This is a genomic window from Candidatus Dadabacteria bacterium, from assembly GCA_026708565.1.
GTDB lineage: Bacteria > Desulfobacterota_D > UBA1144 > Nemesobacterales > Mycalebacteriaceae > Mycalebacterium.
The window spans coordinates 13,524-33,794 of record JAPOUR010000001.1 but is presented as its reverse complement, the minus strand read 5'-3'; the positions used below and the strand labels follow the sequence as shown (position 1 = coordinate 33,794).

At 55.6% G+C, this 20,271-nt stretch carries 15 protein-coding genes; 5 read left to right on the top strand and 10 right to left on the bottom strand.

Annotated elements, in window-relative coordinates:
• On the top strand, positions 1 to 2,650 hold a 2,650-nt coding region (locus OXF42_00155), incomplete at its 5' end, for an autotransporter outer membrane beta-barrel domain-containing protein (protein ID MCY4046515.1).
• A 3-nt stretch (positions 2,651 to 2,653) separates the two neighbouring features.
• Here OXF42_00155 and OXF42_00150 read toward each other — a convergent pair.
• The 4 genes from OXF42_00150 to OXF42_00135 are packed head-to-tail and all read right to left on the bottom strand — an operon-like array spanning position 2,654 to position 6,682.
• Positions 2,654 to 3,457 (bottom strand): enoyl-CoA hydratase-related protein, encoded by an 804-nt coding sequence (locus OXF42_00150; protein ID MCY4046514.1) that lies wholly within the window; start codon positions 3,455 to 3,457, stop codon positions 2,654 to 2,656.
• A gap of 2 nt (positions 3,458 to 3,459) precedes the next feature.
• The gene (locus tag OXF42_00145; protein ID MCY4046513.1) at positions 3,460 to 4,410 is read right to left on the bottom strand and encodes a hypothetical protein; all 951 of its coding nucleotides are present in this window, start codon (positions 4,408 to 4,410) and stop codon (positions 3,460 to 3,462) included.
• Positions 4,411 to 4,419: 9 nt separating this feature from the next.
• Positions 4,420 to 5,526, bottom strand: a complete 1,107-nt coding sequence (locus OXF42_00140) for a DUF3696 domain-containing protein (GenBank protein MCY4046512.1) — start codon at positions 5,524 to 5,526, stop codon at positions 4,420 to 4,422.
• Complete coding sequence (locus OXF42_00135; GenBank protein ID MCY4046511.1) at positions 5,519 to 6,682, bottom strand: DUF262 domain-containing protein; 1,164 nt, start codon at positions 6,680 to 6,682, stop codon at positions 5,519 to 5,521. The genes OXF42_00140 and OXF42_00135 overlap by 8 nt, the downstream gene beginning before the upstream one ends.
• Before the next feature lie 210 nt (positions 6,683 to 6,892).
• On the opposite strand from OXF42_00135, the gene OXF42_00130 reads away from it, so the two are divergent.
• The 4 genes from OXF42_00130 to odhB all read left to right on the top strand — a co-directional run bounded on the left by OXF42_00130 (position 6,893) and on the right by odhB (position 12,108).
• The gene (locus OXF42_00130) at positions 6,893 to 7,384 is read left to right on the top strand and encodes a zinc ribbon domain-containing protein (protein MCY4046510.1); all 492 of its coding nucleotides are present in this window, start codon (positions 6,893 to 6,895) and stop codon (positions 7,382 to 7,384) included.
• Between the two features lie 12 nt (positions 7,385 to 7,396).
• A complete protein-coding gene (locus tag OXF42_00125) occupies positions 7,397 to 7,873 on the top strand; it encodes a hypothetical protein (protein MCY4046509.1) in 477 nt (158 codons plus the stop codon).
• Between the two features lie 104 nt (positions 7,874 to 7,977).
• Entirely contained in the window at positions 7,978 to 10,836 is a 2,859-nt protein-coding gene (locus OXF42_00120) for a 2-oxoglutarate dehydrogenase E1 component (protein MCY4046508.1), read from the top strand.
• Between the two features lie 24 nt (positions 10,837 to 10,860).
• Positions 10,861 to 12,108 carry a 2-oxoglutarate dehydrogenase complex dihydrolipoyllysine-residue succinyltransferase gene (gene odhB, locus OXF42_00115; GenBank protein ID MCY4046507.1) on the top strand — a complete coding sequence of 416 codons (1,248 nt, stop codon included), beginning with the start codon at positions 10,861 to 10,863 and terminating at the stop codon, positions 12,106 to 12,108.
• Here the strand turns inward: odhB and recG are convergent.
• From recG to OXF42_00085, 6 genes are read right to left on the bottom strand one after another with little or no spacing between them, the layout of a single operon-like run.
• Positions 12,088 to 14,610, bottom strand: coding sequence for an ATP-dependent DNA helicase RecG (gene recG, locus OXF42_00110; protein MCY4046506.1), 2,523 nt, complete (start codon positions 14,608 to 14,610; stop codon positions 12,088 to 12,090). The two genes, odhB and recG, sit on opposite strands and share 21 nt — an antisense overlap.
• Complete coding sequence (gene topA / locus OXF42_00105) at positions 14,519 to 16,768, bottom strand: type I DNA topoisomerase (GenBank protein MCY4046505.1); 2,250 nt, start codon at positions 16,766 to 16,768, stop codon at positions 14,519 to 14,521. The genes recG and topA overlap by 92 nt, the downstream gene beginning before the upstream one ends.
• A gap of 5 nt (positions 16,769 to 16,773) precedes the next feature.
• The gene (locus tag OXF42_00100) at positions 16,774 to 17,766 is read right to left on the bottom strand and encodes a GDP-mannose 4,6-dehydratase (protein MCY4046504.1); all 993 of its coding nucleotides are present in this window, start codon (positions 17,764 to 17,766) and stop codon (positions 16,774 to 16,776) included.
• A 27-nt stretch (positions 17,767 to 17,793) separates the two neighbouring features.
• A complete protein-coding gene (locus OXF42_00095) occupies positions 17,794 to 19,107 on the bottom strand; it encodes a UDP-glucose/GDP-mannose dehydrogenase family protein (protein MCY4046503.1) in 1,314 nt (437 codons plus the stop codon).
• A gap of 49 nt (positions 19,108 to 19,156) precedes the next feature.
• A complete protein-coding gene (locus OXF42_00090) occupies positions 19,157 to 19,594 on the bottom strand; it encodes a DUF1285 domain-containing protein (GenBank protein MCY4046502.1) in 438 nt (145 codons plus the stop codon).
• Positions 19,591 to 20,268 (bottom strand): ABC transporter ATP-binding protein, encoded by a 678-nt coding sequence (locus tag OXF42_00085; protein MCY4046501.1) that lies wholly within the window; start codon positions 20,266 to 20,268, stop codon positions 19,591 to 19,593. Before OXF42_00085 ends, OXF42_00090 begins: the two co-directional genes overlap by 4 nt.
• Between the last annotated feature and the right edge of the window lie 3 nt (positions 20,269 to 20,271).

Genomic DNA, 20,271 nt, shown 5'->3' with positions numbered 1-20,271 from the left:
GCTGGGGACGGCTCTGTTTCCGGGCGCGGGCGAAAAGGCATCGGCGGGAATGTGTGAGCGAGTCTCAGGCACACCCGGCGCATGGACATGCAGCGGCGCGGCAGACCCGACTATGGACACGACCCAATCCCCTTCCGCCACTCATGGCGAGAGGTTTGTGGTAACCACCGAACCCGGTTTCGGTATGAATGTAGCGACAGGCAGAGCCCTCTCTCTGGTTACTGTACCGGGCGGCAGTCTTGATGCCACCATCGGCGGTACTGTTAGCTCCAGAGGCACAGACGCCATCGGAGTGCAGATACTTGATGGCACGGGGCAATTAACTACTCCGGCGGCTCTCAACGCCGCACAGGACGGCATTGACTTAATTACCACCGCCGCCGCCGATAGCATAACCGTCAATGCCACCGGCGCTATCACGGCGGGAAACCGGGGCATCTACATCGGGCATCAGGGCTTGGGCGCGGTGGTAATTAACTCCGGCGGCAATATCAACGCTGTGGATAACGGCATTGATGTGGAAACCACAGGCATAAGCCAGTCCTCGGTAACCATCAACGCCACAGGCGACATAAGAAGCGGAAGTTTGGGCATAAAAGCCGAGCATCTCGGCAGAGGCGAACTGTCAATCTTCCTCGCCCCCAACGCCAACATTATGACAACCGGCGCTTGGGGCATTGACGCCGCCGCCAACACAATCGGTCACACCGGCAATCCTCCGGGCGGCATGAACATTATGGCGATGGGCAACATCAACGCTTCGGGTTCTGCGCAAAGCGGCGGAATTCTCGCCAGACACGACACCAGAGGCGACCTCAATATCACCATCGGCGGAGACATTAACACTACCGGGACTTCCATAGGGCGCGGCGTTGACGCCAGAACGGGGGTGAACTCTTCCGCCCTGAACATTGATGTTACCGGCAACATCACAAGCGCAAGTTTAGGCGGCGTCGCTCTGGATCATAAAGGCACGGGTGATATAACAGTTAATGTTGCCCCGGGCGCATCGGTCAATGCCCCCGCCGCCATGCGAACAGGCATTTTTGCCGGAATCAGCAGAAGCAATGGAAACCTCGGAGATATTGTCGTGGATATTGCGGGAACAGTTAGAGGGGGCGAACACGCCGTCCGCACCGGCGCAAGCAACAGCGCTCTGGTCAGACTGCGCCCGGGCGCAAATATCATAGGCGCTATAACGGCAGCCGGAGACAACACGACATTTGAACTTGCCGCCGCCACCGCGCCGTTCGCCAATACCCCCTCGTTTAACTTGGGACAACTGAGCGGCTTTGACACAGTGCGGAAAACCGGACCCAATACATGGGCAATTGACGGCTCGGTAACTGTTGATGAAAGTTTCTCCCTTGACGATGGCGCTCTGTTTCTTGATGAAGATGCGAGTGTTACCATAAGCGGCAACTATGCCGGCAACGGCGGACGGCTGGTTATGAGCGCCAACTTTGCGACTGGAGGATTCTCAATCCTCAACATCACCAACGAGGTAACCGGCACAACCCCGATTGACCTCATCATCCACGGCAACCCGAATGCGGCGGCGAGGACTCACAATGTCATCAGCTTATTTGGCGCAGATGCGGCAAATGCGGCAAACCATTTCACCGGAAGCGCAGACTCCGGATTCTACGCTTTCAGACTCAACTGCGACTCGGCGGCGGGTGCTTGTGCTTTCATAAGAGACGGCTTCGGCGATGTCGGAAAAGTAATAGAAAGTTACCCCGCAACGCTTGCGCAACTTTCCTCCCTTCCCTCAATGCAACAGCGTCTTGAGGGGCGTGTCTGGCAGGACGAAAAAGGCGTGGGCGTATGGGGACGGGTTGAAGGGTCTGTCGCCTCGTTTGAACCGGGCGTATCCACAGCCAAAAGCGAGTATGACATTCAAGACACACGCATCCGCTTCGGCGCGGACTATCCCTTTGAAGAAGTGAAGGGGCTGACACTCGGAGGCAATGTCTGGTTCGGACTGGCTAACACCGATATCGCGCCCGGAGACGGCGAGATAGAAACCACCGGCTACTCCGTTGCCGCCACCGCCACTATGGAACAGGGCAACTTTTACGCGGACGGGCAGTTTCAATACGCCCTCTTTTCCAGCGACCTGACTTCCTCCCAACTGTCGGTTTCCGGCAGTGACGCAACCGCTTTCAGCGTATCGGGAGAGGCGGGATACCGCTACCCCCTGAGCGGCGTCAATGTTACCCCTCAGGCGCAGGTAATCTGGACTACGGCGGATTTTGACGACTTCCGCAATACACTCGGCACGGAAACCGCCTCTCTTGAAGACGGCGCAGCCCTTACCGGGCGTGTGGGCGTGTTTGTGGACAAGGAGTTAAAGGCGCTTGGAAGCGAAAGCGAATACGGCGACAGTGAGGCGGGCAAAGGCAATGTTTACGCGGGGCTGAACCTGCTCGTCCCTCTGGACGGCGAGACGGCTGTGAGAGTCCGCAGGGGGAGCAGTACTCATACTGACAATTTGACCAGTGAACTTGAATCAATTGCCGGAGATTTGAGTGTGGGCGGTTCGTACACATGGGGCAAAGAGCGCGGAGTTTTCGGCGAAGCCGCCGTTTCTCTGGGTTCGGAGATAATGGAATACCGCGCCAATGTGGGTTTGCGGTTTGGGTTTTGAGCCCTACTTCCCCCGATAAACCGGCTTCCTTTTCGCCGAAACCGCCTCCATACCCTCTTTGAAGTCATCGCTGTCTTGCGCCTTCTGCGCGGCTTTCTTCATTTCTTCCGTCCCTTTTCCTCTTACTCCCTCCGCCCATGAGTTCAGCCCAAGTTTTGCGGCTTCAATGGAAAGCGGCGCTCCGGCGGTGATTTGCCGCGCCGCCGTGTCCGCCGCCTCTTTGAGCGCGGAGCGGGAAACCACTTCGCTTACAAGTCCCGTTTCAAGCGCCTTTGAGGCGGAGAGTGTTTCTGCGGTGAAGAACATCCTTTTTGCGTTGGCGATACCGACCGCGCGGGCGACCCTTGCCAGCCCTGAGAACGGATAGGCAATCCCCAGTTTTGCGGGCGGCATGGAGAATTTGGAATCGTCCGAGCAGATAACAAAATCGCAAGCGAGCGCGAGTTCAAGCCCTCCGCCGTGAACGTGTCCGCAGACCATTGCGATAACGGGTCTGGCAAACTGTTCAATCGCCTCGCAAGCCTCTGCGAGCGGGTGTTTTTTTCCCGTATAATCGCGTGTCATGTCATTTGAGCCGATAAAAGAGAAGTCGTATCCCGAAGAAAACGCCTTCCCCCCTCGCCCCGACAGCACAACGCACCGGACGGCGTCCCCTTCGGATGAGAACCTCCCCAGCGCATCGGCAATTCCGTTAAGAACGGCGGGAGAAAGAGAGTTCATCTTCTCCGGCCTGTTTATCTCAAGCGAAGCCACCCCGTCCGAAACGGAAATAAGCAGTTCGCTGGCAATTTCATGTCGGCGGGGCAATATCAGGTCCTGTGTTTTACCGTAGGAAGGTGTGTTCCGACATAGCCGATATGGACGGTTTTATTACTTGTATCGGGGAGAAAGTAAATGCGGAGATTGGCATTGGCGGAGCTAATCCTTGAGTGAAGACTGAATGTCCGCTTCTCTCTGTCAGAACATATAAACTCGCGCTCTTTGGCAAATTGTTCCATAGTGGGTTGAGACTCAGGAGACCAACTTACTCCCTGCGGAGCAAACGGCCCAGACTTCCAATTCCGCATTGTTTCATTCAACACACTAAAATGGCGGATAATTTCTTGAAAATGCTGTTCACTGCCTTTGAAAGTTTGTAATTGCTTAGACGCTTTCTGACCAATGGATAGCGCGGGAAATAGCGACAACGATTTTGAAAGCAACCCCTCGCCGTCTGATATGGATTTTCTCTCGCTTTTGACAAGAACATCTCTTATGGAAGGCAATTGTTCCCGTGAATACCATGACAGGATTTTCACCGTTTCCGTAGACTCCTTGTCGTTACTGTCAATCTGATACAAAGATGCCTCAACAGCGTCCTGCCTGAATCGCTCATCCCCATCCAGCGAAAGAGCGCCGCAATCCCACAGAAATGCCAAACCGAGACCCAGACACTTCTTGCAGTCAAATTTGAACTCTACAAGACTATTGTCCTGCTCCTTCTCCATGAAATCCTCAATGTAAGGATGCTGAGTGGCGGAGAAAAGAAGCCATTGTCGTTTTTCCTTGTCTACCCCTTTCTTTTCATTAGCCCAATCAGAAATCGTAAAGTCAGGAGCAATGGGGAGTTGGTGGAAGTTTTGAACCGTCCGCAGTTTCCCGCTAAATCCAATCTTCGCCATCTCTAAAGACAGGCACGCAAGATTCTCCATACCCGCACAGGCGCTGTATTTTGAATCGTAACTACCATTGGCGGAAAGTTCATTGAATATCTGATCCATGAAATCATCCTACAGCAATTCTGTCAGGCTGCTTTCCCATTCGTCAAAAAATCCTTCAGGCCATTCATCCAAGCGGCCATTTTTGTCCATTTTTGGCGTGACTATCTTGGTGGACTGGTCCCCCTCATCTCTCTGAAAAAAGTGCAGAGCCACAGATTCCGAATCTATTTCTCCGTTTTTTGCAGAAATCCTGATGCCGTTCAACAGATGGTCGCTATGAGTCTCCACAATGACTTGAACTCCGCTATTCGCCACTCCTGAAAGAAATTTTCCCAGAACGGACTGACCTTTCGGGTGCAAATGTGCCTCAGGATTTTCTATGATTACCAGACCTCCTTTCTTTGAAAGCAAACCGGCAACAAAGATTGGGAGCGCATAGGTAAGGCCGAATCCCACATTAGTGGGGCGGTAATAACGACTGGTGATGCGGTCACGAACGAAAGAAAACTGGAGGCTTACCCTGTCCATATCCTTGTGGTTGTTAAGGTGTATTCTGGCGGATTGGCCAATCTCTGACAGCCATGCCTCAACTTGCGCCCTCAATTCATATATAGATTCATCGGGATGAATCCGCGAGTCATTCTCAACACTATCCCGTTCAGCATTAGCTAACAGCCATGCGCAATACTCGCCGCTGTTTCCTATTGCATTGATTCTTTTCTCCCCGCCTCCAAGATTAGATGACAGGAAAGACAACCGCGGACCGATTCTTTCAGCTCCAAGATAATAGAAACTTTCCCCTAAAAGACTATCGCTTGTATCCAAAGGCTTGCCGGAGAGGCTTTCAATCCATTTTTCCCCATCCGGACAACTGAAACGGTATTCTTTCTCGCTCCCGTCTCCACCTATGGCAAGAATGATGTCTTCCCCTTTTTCTTCAGCCTTCTCATGCAACACATCTTCCGTATAGCCAAAGTTGACAAGAGGCCCGTTCAAATTTGCTCTGGCGTGATTGTCGCCGGACAACTGAAACCCCCATTGTCGCAAAAACAACAGGATTTGTATAAAAGTGCTCTTGCCCATGCCGTTTATACCGGAAAGCACTGTCAGCGGCTTTAGGGAAACAGATTCATCCCTGAAGCACTTGAAGTTTTTGATGCGCATGGAGTCAATCATTGATTGTCTCTTGAATGATTTCGGCTATCCGGTTGAAGCGGTAGCGGACATTCTTTTTTGATCCGGTCCCGTATGAAACGGAGGATTCAAAGGTTTTGTCGGAATCCATCAAATTCTTGAATTTATCCACCAGTACATCACGTTTTTCCATAAGGGTCTGTCGCTCGTCATCGCTCAGCCTCCCTATGTTCACACTCCACGCCTCAAACAGCGCCTTGTTCACAGGGTGACGATGTTCAACACCTTCGTATTGTTTACGAAAAGCCCTGTCCCCGAAAACTGAACAGGCACACTCCATTGTCTTTTTGAACAACTCTTCATAGCCTTTTAACTTGAGGTCGTCCATCTCGTTCAATTTGGACATGGTATTGTTGAGAAACAGGTCAAAGTTATCTTCCTCGTAGTCATCCGGAGAATGCAAGGTAAAGGCGAGAAATCGCAACGCACACTCACGGTCATCCATTCGTATGGGAGATACCCCTCGGGCCGTGGCTCTCTTAAATTCGTTACTGACCATACGGGGCAGGAGTTTCGTGACCTTTCCCTGATTAAGAGCATGGCGAATCTCCTGTAAACTCAACGGTTCGCCTCCGGTATTGATTCGGCGGAATATATCAAACTTCACCTTTGGCGGCGTTTGGGGCTGGATTAGATACAGCACAATGTCTGTTTCCTCTATACGGCGCTGCAAACTGCGGGGGAGTTCACTGAATGTTTCCCCATCATACTCGGTTAAAAACTCCAATCCGGTCAAGGACAACGACCCGTCCACAACAAACTCCTTGATTGCGGTAAGACGTTGCAGTCCGTCCACCACCAGCCACTTGCTGTCATCGCTCGCATCCATGTAAAAAGCGGGCAACGGAATCCTAATCAGCATAGATTCTATCAGTCGGCTCTTTGCCTCATTTTTCCATACGGCCTGACGCTGAAAGTCCGGACTGAGATCAATCTCATCGTTTTTGATCCGCTTGATGAGAGCGTCCATCTGCGCGTTTTTCGTCTCAACTCTGATTTTGGTAGGGTCAAACGGTTCTGTTATGTTGACCTGACCGCTACTCGTGTCATCTCCGTCAAGGCGAATCTCTTGCTCGTCAACTAATACTTGCGGGTGACCTGTCACAGCAAAACCTCCTGTAAATCTGTTTTCAGCCATCTCTTGGTCTTTTCAGACCAACAAATCTCTGTAAGGCAAATTATAACCCTTTTCTTCCGACTTTGGCGAGATACTGTTGATACCGGTCTTGTGAGCAAAGCGGTTTCCCGCCCTATAAGGCTCTCCGAGGCGATGGCCTGTGAGTTGGCGTCCGTTGCCTGACACTGTGCAAAAACCTGCAATTCCGTGTAGAGTTAAACAGTTCTTGTCATGCCCATTTACGAGTACGAATGTGAACAGTGCGCGGGAAAGTTTAACGGCGACATCTCCGCCCTCGTCCGCCGTCTTACCAAAAAAAACGCCTCGGCAATCTCAAAAGGCAATCCGGGGTTTCTCTACATTGAGGTTACAAAAGAAAAAGACGGGGCGCCGGTTTTCTCAGTCGGCGAAAAGACCCGCTCGCGGGCGGCGCGAAGGTTTCGCTATACGCTTGACGGCGGAAACATACTGTATCTTGAACTGAAAGATTTCAGATTCAGCGAGATTGTGGAAGTCGGCGGACCCGCGCCGCCCTGCCCGTCCTGCGGGAGCAAAAAGGCGATAAGGGTGTTTTCAACCTTCAAGGCGATCTTTGACAAGAGAGACCGCGAGCCGGGTCCCGGAGACGATATCGGATGGCACAAAGACTACAAAATCCAGAAAGACGAGGAACAGCAAAACTGGGTCGGGCAGGACAACCTGAACCAGTATTTCAAGCAGTAGGCGACAGCGACAATGCCCCTCTTTGAATACGAATGCGCCCCGTGCAAAAACGCCGTTGAAAAGGCGGTGAAACGGCTGATGAAAGACAAAAAAGCGGCGGGGGCGGTTGTGAAGGAAACCGCCGCCGTCAACAGCGTGCAGATTATAAACCTGAAAAGCGGGAAGATAGAGGCGGGCGCGGGCAAGCCCAAAGAAGGCGGGCTTGACATCGCCCGCTACTCCGAAGACGGCTCGGTTCTGCTCATTATGAACACAACGGCTTTCAGGTTTTCGGAACTCATCTATGAGGAGGGGGACGAAAAAAAGGTCAAATGCCCCTCGTGCGGCTCTAAAAAAGCGGACAAAGTGGTCTCCTCTTTCTCTTTCACAAGCGACCTTTCAACCGACATGCCCAAGCCCGACCTCAGCAATCTGCCCCCCGAAGTCCGCAGCAAAGTGCAACTCACCGGCTATGTGGAGGAAAAAGACAGGCCCAAGAAAAACAGGTAATTGTCCGGTTGGCGTATTGTCTCCGGAGCAATTCTGTATTAGTATTGCTTGACTGTTTTTGACGACAGGAAGATTTCTCCCGTGACACACAAGGAAGTCACCCCATGAAGATGGAAGACGTTTTTCACGGACCGAACTCGGCCGTGATAGCGGAACTCTACGACCGCTACACAAGCGACCCCTCGGCGGTTGAGCCGGAAGTGCGGGCGTTTTTTGAGGCGTGGAAGCCCTACGGCAACGGCGCGGCGGAAAACGGCGCTCCCGCCCCCTCCCCGTCCGGCGCGGGGCGGACGGCGCAGGACGCCGAAAGCACGGTTGCGGTTACAAACCTCGCCCAGGCCATACGGCTGAACGGACACCTTGCCGCCAAAATAGACCCGCTCGGAAACCCGCCCGCCGGAGACAGCCTTCTCTCCCTTGAGTTTCACGGGCTAACCGAAGGGCGGATCTCATCCCTCCCCCCGTCCATAGTGAAAAGCCCCGCCGCCGAAGGTTGCGCAAACGCCGCCGAAGCGATAGACAGACTGCGGCGGGTTTACTGCTCGTTTTCGGGCTACGATTTTCAGCACATTTACTACTCCGGAGAGCGGCTGTGGATGATGAACGCGGTGGAATCGGGAAAGTTCAGGTCTCCCGCCCTGCCCGTGAATCTCAGGTCTGTTCTGGAGCAACTGTCTGCGGTTGAGGCGCTGGAGAGGTTTCTGCACAAGGTTTTTCCGGGCAAGTTCCGCTTCTCCATTGAAGGGGTGGACATGCTTGTTCCCATGCTTAATGAGTTCACCTTTCTTGCGTCCGAAGCGGGGGTTTACCACATAACGCTCGGAATGGCGCACAGGGGGCGGCTGAACGTTATGCACAATGTTATGGACAAACCCTGTGAGCAGTCTCTTTTGAAGTTCAAAGACCCCGTGTATGAGAGAGATTTCAGGGATGACATGGGCTGGACGGGGGATGTCAAATACCACGAGGGGGCGGTCAAGCCGCTTCAGATGAACGGCAGCGGAAGCGGCGCGGATGGAGTGCTGGAAATAGTGCTTGCGCCCAACCCCAGCCATCTTGAGTCCGTCAATCCGGTCATTCAGGGAATGGCGCGGGGGGCGGGAACGGATTCCTCCTCGGCGGGCGAGCCGAAATTTGACCCGATGTATTCCATTCCCGTGGTTGTTCACGGAGACGCCGCCTTCCCCGGACAGGGAATAAACGCCGAGACGCTCAACATGTCTCTGATACCCGGATACGGCACGGGCGGAACGCTCCACATCATCACCAACAATCAACTGGGCTACACAACCCTGCCCGCAGACGGGCGCAGCACGCTTTATTCAAGCGATGTGGTAAAGGGCTTTGAAGTTCCCGTCATACACGTAAACGCGGACGAGCCGGAGGCGTGCATTGAAGCCGTCCGCATCGCCTTTGCCTACATGCGGGAGTTCCGCAAGGATTTCCTCATAGACTTGGTGGGATACCGCCGCCACGGGCACAACGAGGGAGACGAGCCCGCTTTCACTCAGCCGCTTCTCTACAAAAATGTGAGAAACCACCCGACCGTCCGCGAGAAACTCGCCGCCCGCTGCGCCTCAGAGGGGGTTGTTGAGGAAAGCGGGGCGCGGGAGATGTTTGACGAGCGGATGGAGCGGCTGACGGAAATTTACGAATCACTGCCGGACGCAACGGAAGACTCTGAAAGGGGGCTTATAGTCGTGCCGGAAAAAAGAGCGGCGGCAAACGCCAAGACGGCTTTTCCGGCGGCAAAACTGAGGGAGATAAACGACGCCCTTCTCACCCTGCCCGAAGGGTTTTCAATGAATAGCAAAATCCTGAAATCCCGCGAGAAAAGGCGCGATGCGCTCAAAAATCCCAAAGCCCTTTCAATTGACTGGGCGATGGGAGAGGAACTTTCCTACGCCTCCATACTTGCGGACGGAGTGCCGATAAGGTTCACCGGGCAGGACTGCCAGAGGGGAACGTTCAGCCACAGGCACGCCGTGTGGCACGATGAGGTTACGGGGCGGCAGTATGCGCCGCTTCAGGAAATCCCTCAGGCAAAGGCGGGGTTTGAAATCATCAACAGCCCGCTCACCGAAAACGCGTGCATAGGGTTTGAATACGGCTACAGCATTCAGAAGCCCGAAACGCTTGTGATCTGGGAGGCACAATACGGAGACTTCATCAACGGGGCGCAGCCGCTCATAGACGAATACATGGTTTCGGGGCGTTCAAAGTGGGGGCAGCATCCGTCTCTTGTTCTGCTTCTGCCTCACGCCTACGAGGGGCAGGGTCCCGACCATTCCAGCGGGCGGCTTGAGAGGTTTCTGAACATGGCGGCGGAGAAAAATATCAGGGTGGTGAACTGCACAAGTTCGGCGCAGTTTTTCCATGTGATGAGAAGACAGGCGGCGGTGCTCAAAACAGACCCCCTGCCGCTTGTGATAATGACGCCGAAGGGGCTGCTCAGAAATCCGCTGGTGTCGTCATCGCTCAATCAGTTGTCGTCCGGGGGGTTTATGCCCGTTATAGACGACCCCGTAAAAGCGGCGGGCGCAAAGAAGGTGGAAAGGGTTATACTGTGCAGCGGCAAGGTGGCGGTGGATATGGAAATGTCTGACTTGAGAAAGAGCAGCCCGAAGGTGGCGGTCATACGGGTTGAGCAGCTTTACTACCCGCCGGTTGAAGAGATTGAGGCGGCGGTGGGCAGGTACGCAAAGGCGAAGGAAATAGTGTGGCTTCAGGAAGAGCCGGTAAACATGGGAGCGTGGGACTTTATCAATCCGATATTGCGCCGTATTGCGCGGGCGCGGAAACTGCCCCTTCATCTGATTGCGAGAAAGCGCAATTCAAGCCCGGCGGAGGGTTCTCTGTCAATGCACAAGGTAAATCAGGCTATACTTGTTGAGCAGGCGTTCAGCGGGGGCGATGTTCCGAACCTTGAAAAGAGCGGCGTGCTTTTGGAAAGGGATGTATAATAGCCCGCAGACTGGAGGAAAATTATGGCTACTCAAATAGTTGTTCCCGACCTTGGAGACTCCGTTCTGGAAGCGACGGTAATCAAGTGGCTCAAGCAGCCGGGCGACGCCGTGCGGACGGGGGAGACCGTTGTTGAACTGGAGACCGAAAAGGCGAACTTTGAAGTGCCCGCAACGGCAAGCGGGGTTATCTCCGGCATAGGAAAAACCGAAGGGGACGAGGTGAAAGTGGGCGACTCTCTCGGAGAGATAGACGAGTCCGGCAAACCCGCCGCGCCCGCCGCCGCCAAGTCCGATGATACGCCGAAAGAGAAAAAGGAAGAGCCGCCCGCCGCCGCAGAGCCGCAGGAAGCCGCGCCGCCCGTGAAAACGGATTCCGGAGCACGCTCCACGCCGGTTGCCAGAAATGTAGCCAGAAACGAGAACATAGACCTGTCTCAGGTAAAACCGGCGGAGGGAAGCCGCATAACCAGAGACGATGTTGAAAAAGCCGCCGCAAGGGGGCAAAGCCCCGCCGCGCCAGCCGCCCCCGCCGCCGGAAGCGACATATTCCCCTCTCTTTCCGCTTTGAGCCGGAGGGAGGAAAGGGTGAAGATGACGGCGCGGCGCAAAACCATAGCGCGGCGCATGCTTGAGGCGCAGAGGGAGGCGGCGATTCTGTCAACCTTTAACGAGGTGGACATGAGCGCGGTTATCAATCTCCGCAAAAAGCGCAAGGACAGTTTCAAGGAAAAACACGGCGTTTCGCTCGGTATGTCGTCTTTCTTCATCAAGGCGGCGGTGGGGGCGCTCAAGGCGTTTCCTCAGGTTAACTCCGAGATTCAGGGAGACGAAATCATCTATAAACGTTTCTACGACATAGGGGTTGCCATAGGGGCTTCAACGGGCCTTGTGGTTCCCGTGGTGCGCGAGGCGGACGGCAAGAGTTTTGCCGAGATAGAGAAAGAGGTCAGGCAGTTTGCCGAAAAGGCGGAAGAGGGCAAACTGAAAATAGAGGATTTGGCGGGTGGGTCATTCTCCATAACCAACGGGGGCGTGTTCGGCTCTATGCTCAGCACGCCGATACTGAACCCGCCGCAAGTCGGAATACTGGGGCTTCACGCCATAAAGGAGCGTCCGGTTGTTGTTGACGGCGAGGTTGTTATACGCCCCGTGATGTATGTCGCCCTGAGTTACGACCACAGAGTTGTTGACGGACGGGAGGCGGTGCAGTTTCTCGTGCGTCTGAAAGAGTTGGTGGAAGACCCTCAATCACTCCTGATTGACGGTTGAGCCGTTAACCGCTTCAAGAGCCATCTCCTTTAGAACGGGGCTGTTTTTCAATTCCGGGTCGTTTTTAAGCATCTCTTTTGCGCTGTTGTGCGCCAGAGGCAGAACTTCAGAATCCATTACAAGGTCGGCAAAGCGGAAATTCGCCGCGCCGGACTGTTTTGTTCCCAGAAACTCGCCGGGACCCCTCATCCGGAGGTCGGTTTCCGCTATGGAAAATCCGTCCGGGGTTTCGGCAAGCACATCCAGCCGCCGCGCCCCTTCGTCCGAGATGCCGGAAGATTTCAAAAGTATGCAGCGGGACTGCCGGCTTCCGCGCCCCACCCTGCCGCGCAACTGGTGCAACTGGGAAATACCGAACCTGTCGGCGTTGTCTATCACGATGAGCGCGGCGTTGGGAACGTCCACTCCCACCTCAACAACCGTTGTGGACACAAGCACATCCACCGAGCCGTTTTGAAACTCATTCATCACCCGGTCTTTTTCTTCGGGCGGCATCCTCCCGTGAAGAACCGAAACCCGCGCTCCGGGCAGGTCTTTTCTCAAACCGGACGCCGCCTCAAAAACCCCGGACGCATCCTCGTCCCCTTCGGAATCGGCGTCTATCAGCGGGCATATAAAGTAGCACTGCCCGCCCTGTTCCGTCTCGCTTTTAATTGCGTCCAGCATCCCGCGCCGGTCTCGCGGAGACTTTCCCGTTACGGAGGTCTCCACCGGCTTTCTTCCGCCCGGAAGCCCTTTGATTGACACAACCTCAAGGTCTCCGTAAACCGTCATCGCAAGGGAGCGGGGAATGGGCGTTGCCGTCATTACCAGTATGTCGGGGGAGAGACCTTTGCTTGTGAGTTTTTCGCGCTGGGCGACGCCGAATTTATGCTGTTCGTCCACCACCGCCAGCCCCAGCCGTTTGAATTTGACCCTGTCGTATATCAGGGCGTGCGTCCCCACGACTATGCCCGCCCCGCCGCTTGCCGCGCTCTCAAAATCCGCGCCCGAATCGCCGCCTTTCAGCACGGCTACTTTAATTCCCATCCCCTTTGTATGGCGCATTATGAGGCGGGCGTGCTGCTCGGCGAGAACCTGAGTGGGAGCCATAAGAGCCGCCTGATAGCCGGAATCAAGCGCCTTCATTATCGCCTGAAGCGCGACAACGGTTTTGCCGCTTCCCACATCGCCCTGAAGAAGCACATTCATCCGGTCGGGGCTTTCCATCCGCTCCCGTATCAGGGAAACGGCTTCTTTTTGCGAGGCGGTAAGTTCAAACGGGGTGGCGCGGGCGAAACGCTCGCACATGCCGCCGTCTGAGCCGAACTCTATGCCTCCGGCGGCGGAGCGGGTGTTTTTGCGCATTTCAATGGCGAGGCGCAGAAGAAGAAACTCAAAAAACGCCACTGTGCGCGGGGCGGGGAGGGCTCTGTCCCGTCCGCCCGCCTCCCACGCGCCCCGCGAAAAATCGGGGCAGCCTTCCGCGCCGCCGGGAAAGTGCATCTCCGCCACCGCGTCCGGAAGGGGAACAAGCCCGTCCGCGCAGCCTTCCGGCATTATGCCGTCAAGCAGTCCGGTCTGCTCCGAGACGGTTTTCATAACAGACCTCAGCCGCCGCTGTCCGAGCCCCTCGGTCAGCGGATACACCGGAACTATGCGGTCTATGTGGATGCTTCCCTCCGCCTCGTCCTCCCTGCCGAGAACCTCCACGCGGTCGGCGGCGGGGTGGAGTATCTGCAAAGTCCCCCTGCGCGGGTCAACGCCCACCTCCCCGCTCACTATCACAAGTTTTCCCGTCCCGTATTTCCCCCTCATATACCTGTCGTCAAAGTGAAACCACACAAGGTCAAGCGAGCCGCCGCCCTCCTTGAGCGTTACGCGGTACTGCGCCCCGCGCCCGCCGCGTGTTCTTCCGGCGAAATCAATCCTGCCCCGTACCGTCTGCCACACATTGGGCTCGGCTTGGAAAACCGGCTTGATGTTGCGCCTGTCCTCGTATCTGAAAGGGAAATACAGAAGCGCGTCCCGGACTGTGAACACGCTTTTTTTTGCGAGAAAAGACGCAAAGGCGGGACCCACCCCCCTGAGGCGGTCAACCGGACTGTCAAGGGCGGGCGGGCTTCCGGCGGCGGGGGCGGGCGCGGAGGCCGTCTTAAACTTTGACAAAACGGCGTTTATGCGCCCGGCGGAGGCGGACAGAACCCCCGCCTTTTCCGTGTCGCCAAGCCCGTCAAAGCCCCTGAACATCTCCCTCACCGCCCTCAATTCCGCAAGTTCGCCTTCGGGGGCGAATGAGATTACTTTGCGGAAAACCGGCTCCAGTTTGCTTTCAAAATTGCGAAACCTGTCCAGATAACGCGAATCGTTTTTCAGGGCGTTGGAGATGCCCCGTTCAAGATTTTTCAGTGTGCTGACAAAAACGTTCCTATCAGCCGTTTTTGCCTTGCTTGCGGGAATCTGACCTCTTCCTGTCAATACGCTTGATTGAGCCGTCTTCCAGACGCTCAAAGTTGGACGCATTCTTGCACTTGGGATAGCCCGAACAGGCAAGAAACTCCGCGCCGTCTTTTCTGCGTTTCCTTATCAGCATGGGCTTGCCGCACTTGTCGCACTCCATGCCCGCCTCTTCCGGCGCTTCGGTCTGCTTGGGAACGATTTTGCCGCCGTCTCTTTCAAAATCGGACGCGTTTTTGCACTTGGGGTAGCCCGAACAGGCGAGAAACTCCGCGCCGTCGCTCCGGCGTTTCTTTATCACCATCGGCTCGCCGCACTTGTCGCAGTTTATGCCGGTCTCCTCCGGCTCTTCGGTTTGCTTGAGCGTTATTTTGTCTCCGTCCCTTTCAAAGTCGGATGCGTTTTTGCACTCCGGGTAGCCAGAGCAGGAGAGAAACTCGCCGCCGAGCCGCCGCCGTTTCACAACCATGGACTTGCCGCATTTGTCGCAGTTTATGTCGGTCGTTTCCACTTCGTTTGCGGAATTCTCCGCCGTCTCAACCCGTTTTTTCAAGCCGGAGTCTTCGTCAAGGTAAAAGTCGTTCAAAATCCCGTCCCATTTTTCGTTGCCCTGTTCAACCTTGTCCAGCCTCTCCTCCACTCTGGCGGTGAACTTCTCATCCATAATATCAGGGAAATCCCTGACAAGGTAGTCATTGACGGCAACGCCCAGCCGGGTGGGGCTGAGGGCTTTGTTTTCCTTAACCACATACTCCCTGTCCTGTATTGTGGAGATGATTGAGGCGTAGGTTGACGGGCGGCCTATGCCTTTGCTCTCAAGGTCTTTAACCAGAGACGCCTCGTTGTATCTGGCGGGGGGCTTTGTGAAGTGCTGGGTGGGCAGGGTTTCCTCGCATTCAAGGCTGTCGCCTTCGGAGAGGGCGGGGAGCAGCTCCGTGTCGCCTGATCTTTTCGCCGGGGGACTTGCCGCCCTCCATCCGGCAAACATCTCAACCGTTCCGGCGGCGCGGAAAACCGCCTCGCCCGCCGTTATGTCCGCGGTTGTCTTTTGGTCAACGGCGGCGGACATCTGGCTTGCCGCGAAACGTTTCCATATTAATTCGTAAAGACGCGCCTGGTCTCTTTCAAGAAACTTTGCCATTTCCTCAGGGGTTCTCTCTATTGAGGTTGCCCTGATTGCCTCGTGCGCGTCCTGAGCGCCCTTGCCGACTTTTGCGACATTGGGCTTTTCGGGGACAAAATCCGCGCCGTATCTGTCTGCGATAAAACTCCGCGCCTCGGCGATGGCGCGTTCCGACAGGCGGACGGAATCGGTTCTCATGTAGGTTATCAGCCCCACGGGACCCTCCGAGCCAATCTCAATGCCCTCGTAGAGGCGCTGGGCGAGATTCATTGTTTTCTTCACGGAAAAGCCCAGCCGGGTTGAGGCTTCGCGCTGCAAAGTGCTGGTTATAAACGGCGCGGGCGGTTTCATGTTCAGTTTTTTGCTGTCAACGGAGGAGACGGCAAACCGCTCTCCCTCAACCGCCCGCACTATTTCAAGGGCTTTGCTTTCGTCCGGTATTTCGTCTTCCGAACCTTTGAAACTGCGGAGATGGGCGCTGAAAACCTCGCCTTCCGCCGTCCGCAGACGCGCCTCTATCTTCCAGTATTCAACGGGGTTGAACGCCTCTATTTCGCGCTCTCTTTTTACGACAAGACCCAGCGCGATGCTCTGAACTCTTCCCGCGCTGAGGTTGCCCCCGATTTTTTTCCACAGGAGCGGGCTCACTTTGTAGCCGACTATTCTGTCAAGTATGCGCCGCGCCTGCTGGGCTTCAAACTTGGCTTGATTGATCTGTTCGGTGTCTTTGAAGGTTTCAAGAACGCCCTCTTTTGTTATTTCGCGCACAAGCACCCGGCGGGCGCGGTCGCCCAGTTTCAGTTGCTGCGAAATGTGCCATGCGATTGCTTCGCCTTCTCTGTCGGGGTCTGTGGCGAGATATACGGTGTCTTTTCCTTTCGCCGATTTGCGGAGGGCCGCAATAACCTTGCTTTTGCCCTTGATGACCTCGTAATCCGGTTTGAACCCGTTTTCAAGGTCAACGCCCAGCCTGCCGTGCGTCTTGTCCGAAAGGTCAACCACATGCCCTACGGACGCCTCCACCTCGTAATCACTGCCGAGGTAGCGCCTTATCGTCTTCGCCTTCGCGGGCGACTCAACTATTACAAGGGATTTAGCCATTTGAATTACACCTCCGGTATCTTGACCCGGCTTGCCCACTCTCTGTTTTCAACATACCAGTCAACGCAGGATTTTATGCCCTCTTCAATGCCCACCTGCGGCTTCCAGCCCAGAACCTTTTCCGCCTTTGATATGTTCGCCTTTGTGTCAAGCGGGTCGGCGGGGTGCATCGGCTCATTTCTGATAATTGCCTTCTTTCCAAGCCCGCCCTCTATCAGGGCGATAACGTCTTTGAGACGGGCGGACGCGCCGCCCGCTATGTTTATCGCCTCAAAACCCGTCTCCTTCAGGGAAAGCACTGTGGCGCGGGCGGCGTCATCAACAAAAGTAAAGTCCCGGCTCTGCGTCCCGTCTCCGAAAACCACTATCTCCTCCCCCTCCGCCACGGCACGCACAAACCGGAATATGCTCATATCCGGCCTTCCGGCGGGGCCGTAAACGGTGAAATACCTGAGCGCGGTTACGTCCGTCCCGAAGATCTTGTGGTATGAGTGGCATATGCCCTCCCCGGCGAATTTGGACGCGGCATAGGGTGAAAGCGGCTTGTCCGTTGGGCTGTCCTCGGCGGACGACCCGTCTCCGCTTTCCCCGTAAACGCTTGAAGACGATATGAAAACAAACTTCTTTATCCCGCCGACCCGGCACACCTCAAGCAGGTTGATAGTGCCAAGCACATTTGTTCTGTAAAACTCAAGAGGCATCTCGGCGCTAAGTCTCACGCCCGCATGAGCGGCGAGGTTTATAACCGCCGAGGGAGAGAAAGACCCCTCCAGACCGCTGAAAAATTCCTCCGTCCGCGCCGCGTCCGAGATGTCCGCCTTGCGGAACAGAAATCCTTCGCGATTCCGGAGCTCCTCAAGACGCTTCTCTTTAAGCGCAGGGTCGTAGGAGAGGCCGTTCATGTCATCCATTCCGGCAACCCTGTCGCCCCGGTCAAGAAGCATTCCGCACACACGCGCCCCGATAAAACCCGCGCAACCAGTTACAACAACATCCATATCGCCCGTAATATAACCTATAGCCGCCTACAAAGGCTCTCCGGCGCAGAAGTAGCGAAACCCCATCTTCTCCATCTCCCCGCGCGGATAGATATTCCTGCCGTCAAATATAACGGGGCTCTTCATGACCGCGCGAACCCTTTCAAAATCCGGCTGCCTGTATTGACTCCACTCCGTGCTCACAAACAGCGCGTCCGCGCCCTCGCACGCCTCATAGGGGGTTTTCACCCTCACTATTGCCGGAGGTATGGAATCCGCCGCCGCGCCGTCAAACGCCACTGGGTCATGGGCGCGAACATTTGCGCCTTCGCTCATTAACTCCTCCATTATGTAGATCGCGGGAGACTCTCTTATGTCATCGGTGTTGGGCTTGAACGAAACGCCCCAGAAGGCGAAAGTAACCCCGGCAAGCCCGTCCGGAAAGGCGCTCCTTATCTTGCCGAGAAAAACCCCGCGCTGAGACATGTTGACCGCGTCCGTGGCGGAGCAGACCTTCATATCAACGCCGAAACCCCCAGCGGTGTCAATGACAGCCCTCACATCCTTGGGCAGGCACGAGCCGCCGTAGCCCACTCCGGGATAAAGAAACTTGTCTCCTATTCTTTCGTCAGCCGCCATAACGGAGCGCACCTCCGATATGCTCGCCCCCATCTTTTCGCAAAAGCCCGCCATCTCGTTCATAAAGGATATGCGCGTCGCAAGCATGGCGTTTGAGGCGTATTTGGAAACCTCGGATGAGCGTATGGATATGGATATCAGCCGCTCCCCGCGCCTCATGTACGGGGAATAAAGCGACCGCAGCATTGCCTCCGCGCGGGGGCTGTCCGTCCCGATGACCACCCTGTCGGGACTCAAAAAGTCGGCAACCGCCGAGCCCTCCTTGAGAAATTCGGGATTGGACGCCACATCAAAATCACGCGCTCCGCAACCGGCCATTATCTCCCTCACCCTTCCGGTTGTTCCGGGGGGAACGGTGCTCTTTGTTACTATCAGTTTGTAGTCATCGCCCCGGCACAGGCCGCCCGTCTGCTCCGCCACGGCAAAGACATGGCTCAAGTCCGGCGAGCCGTTTTCCGTCTGCGGTGTCCCCACCGCTATAAAGATGATGTCGGAAGACACAATGGCGTCCTCCGGGCTGTCGGTGAACAAAAGCCGCCCGTCTGAGGTGTTTTTCCTCACAAGTTCCGTCAGGTTGGGCTCGTGGAAAGGCACAACGCCGCCGCGCAGGGATTCTATCTTGCCCCGGTCTATGTCGGCGCATATAACGGTGTTGCCGCTGTTGGCAAAACACGCGCCCGTAACCAGACCCACATACCCCGTTCCTATGATTCCTACTTTCAAGGGAGACCTGATTTTATACTCAAATGTTCCGCCCGCAAAAACCGCGTCCCTACCGGGGCGGGAAACTGTATCTCCTGCCCGCAAACTCAACCACGAACCCGCCGCCGCTTTGCGGCGCGGCGGCGTCCGCTATGGCGTAGTATGCGGGGCTCAGAAAACGCGCCCTGAACTCGCCGCCTTTTATCAGGGCGTAGGGAACATTGTCCGTGCCAACGCTCAAGATGCTGCCCTCGGTCAGCAGTTCGCTGGTCTCATCGTTTATGCCGACTTTTATGCCCTCGCCGGTCAACTCTGCGGACACTATCACAAAGGGCGTGTCCTCAACCTCAACCGGAATGACGACCCCGCCCTCGGCAACCTCAAAGCCGCCGCCCGCGGATTTGCGCAAATTGCGGTTGTTCTCAAGATAGGTCCATCTGTGGGTTATGGGAACGCCGTCCTGAAACCATCTGCCTTTTTTGTCTATAAATATGGAAGGGGTCTTCACACTATCTTCCCGTCCCTCATCGCGACAACCCTCCGGCAGGAGTCCGCAACATCCTTTTCGTGGGTGATCATCACAACCGTTGTTCCCTCCTCGTTGACCCGCCCCAGAAGGTCCATAATCTCAAGGGTGTTTTTGCTGTCAAGGTTTCCGGTGGGCTCGTCCGCGAGAATCACCGCCGGGTCCGCGCACAGAGCCCGCGCTATGGCGACCCTCTGCTGCTGCCCGCCGGAAAGCTGGGACGGCATATGGGCGCTCCTGTCGGACAGCCCGACCGAGGCGAGCATCTCAAGGGCGCGCCGCCGCCTCTTTGCCGGGGAAACGCCCCCGTACATCAGGGGAAGTTCCACATTTTCCTGCGCGGTTGAGCGCGAAAGCAGGTTGAAACTCTGAAATACAAACCCTATGCGCTCCCGCCTGATCTCGGACAACTGACCGGCGGAAAGAGACAAAACCTCCCGCCCCTCAAACCGGTAGCCACCGCTGTCCTGAATGTCCAGAAGGCCCAGTATGTTCATCAGGGTACTTTTGCCCGAACCCGAAGAGCCGACAATGCCTATAAGGTCGCCCGCAAAGATGTCCAGAGAAACGCCGCGCAAAACCCGCACGGGCTCATCGCCAGAAAGGTATGACTTTTCAATTTCCGAAAGGGCTATTACCGGTTTCGGGGACGGCATGCG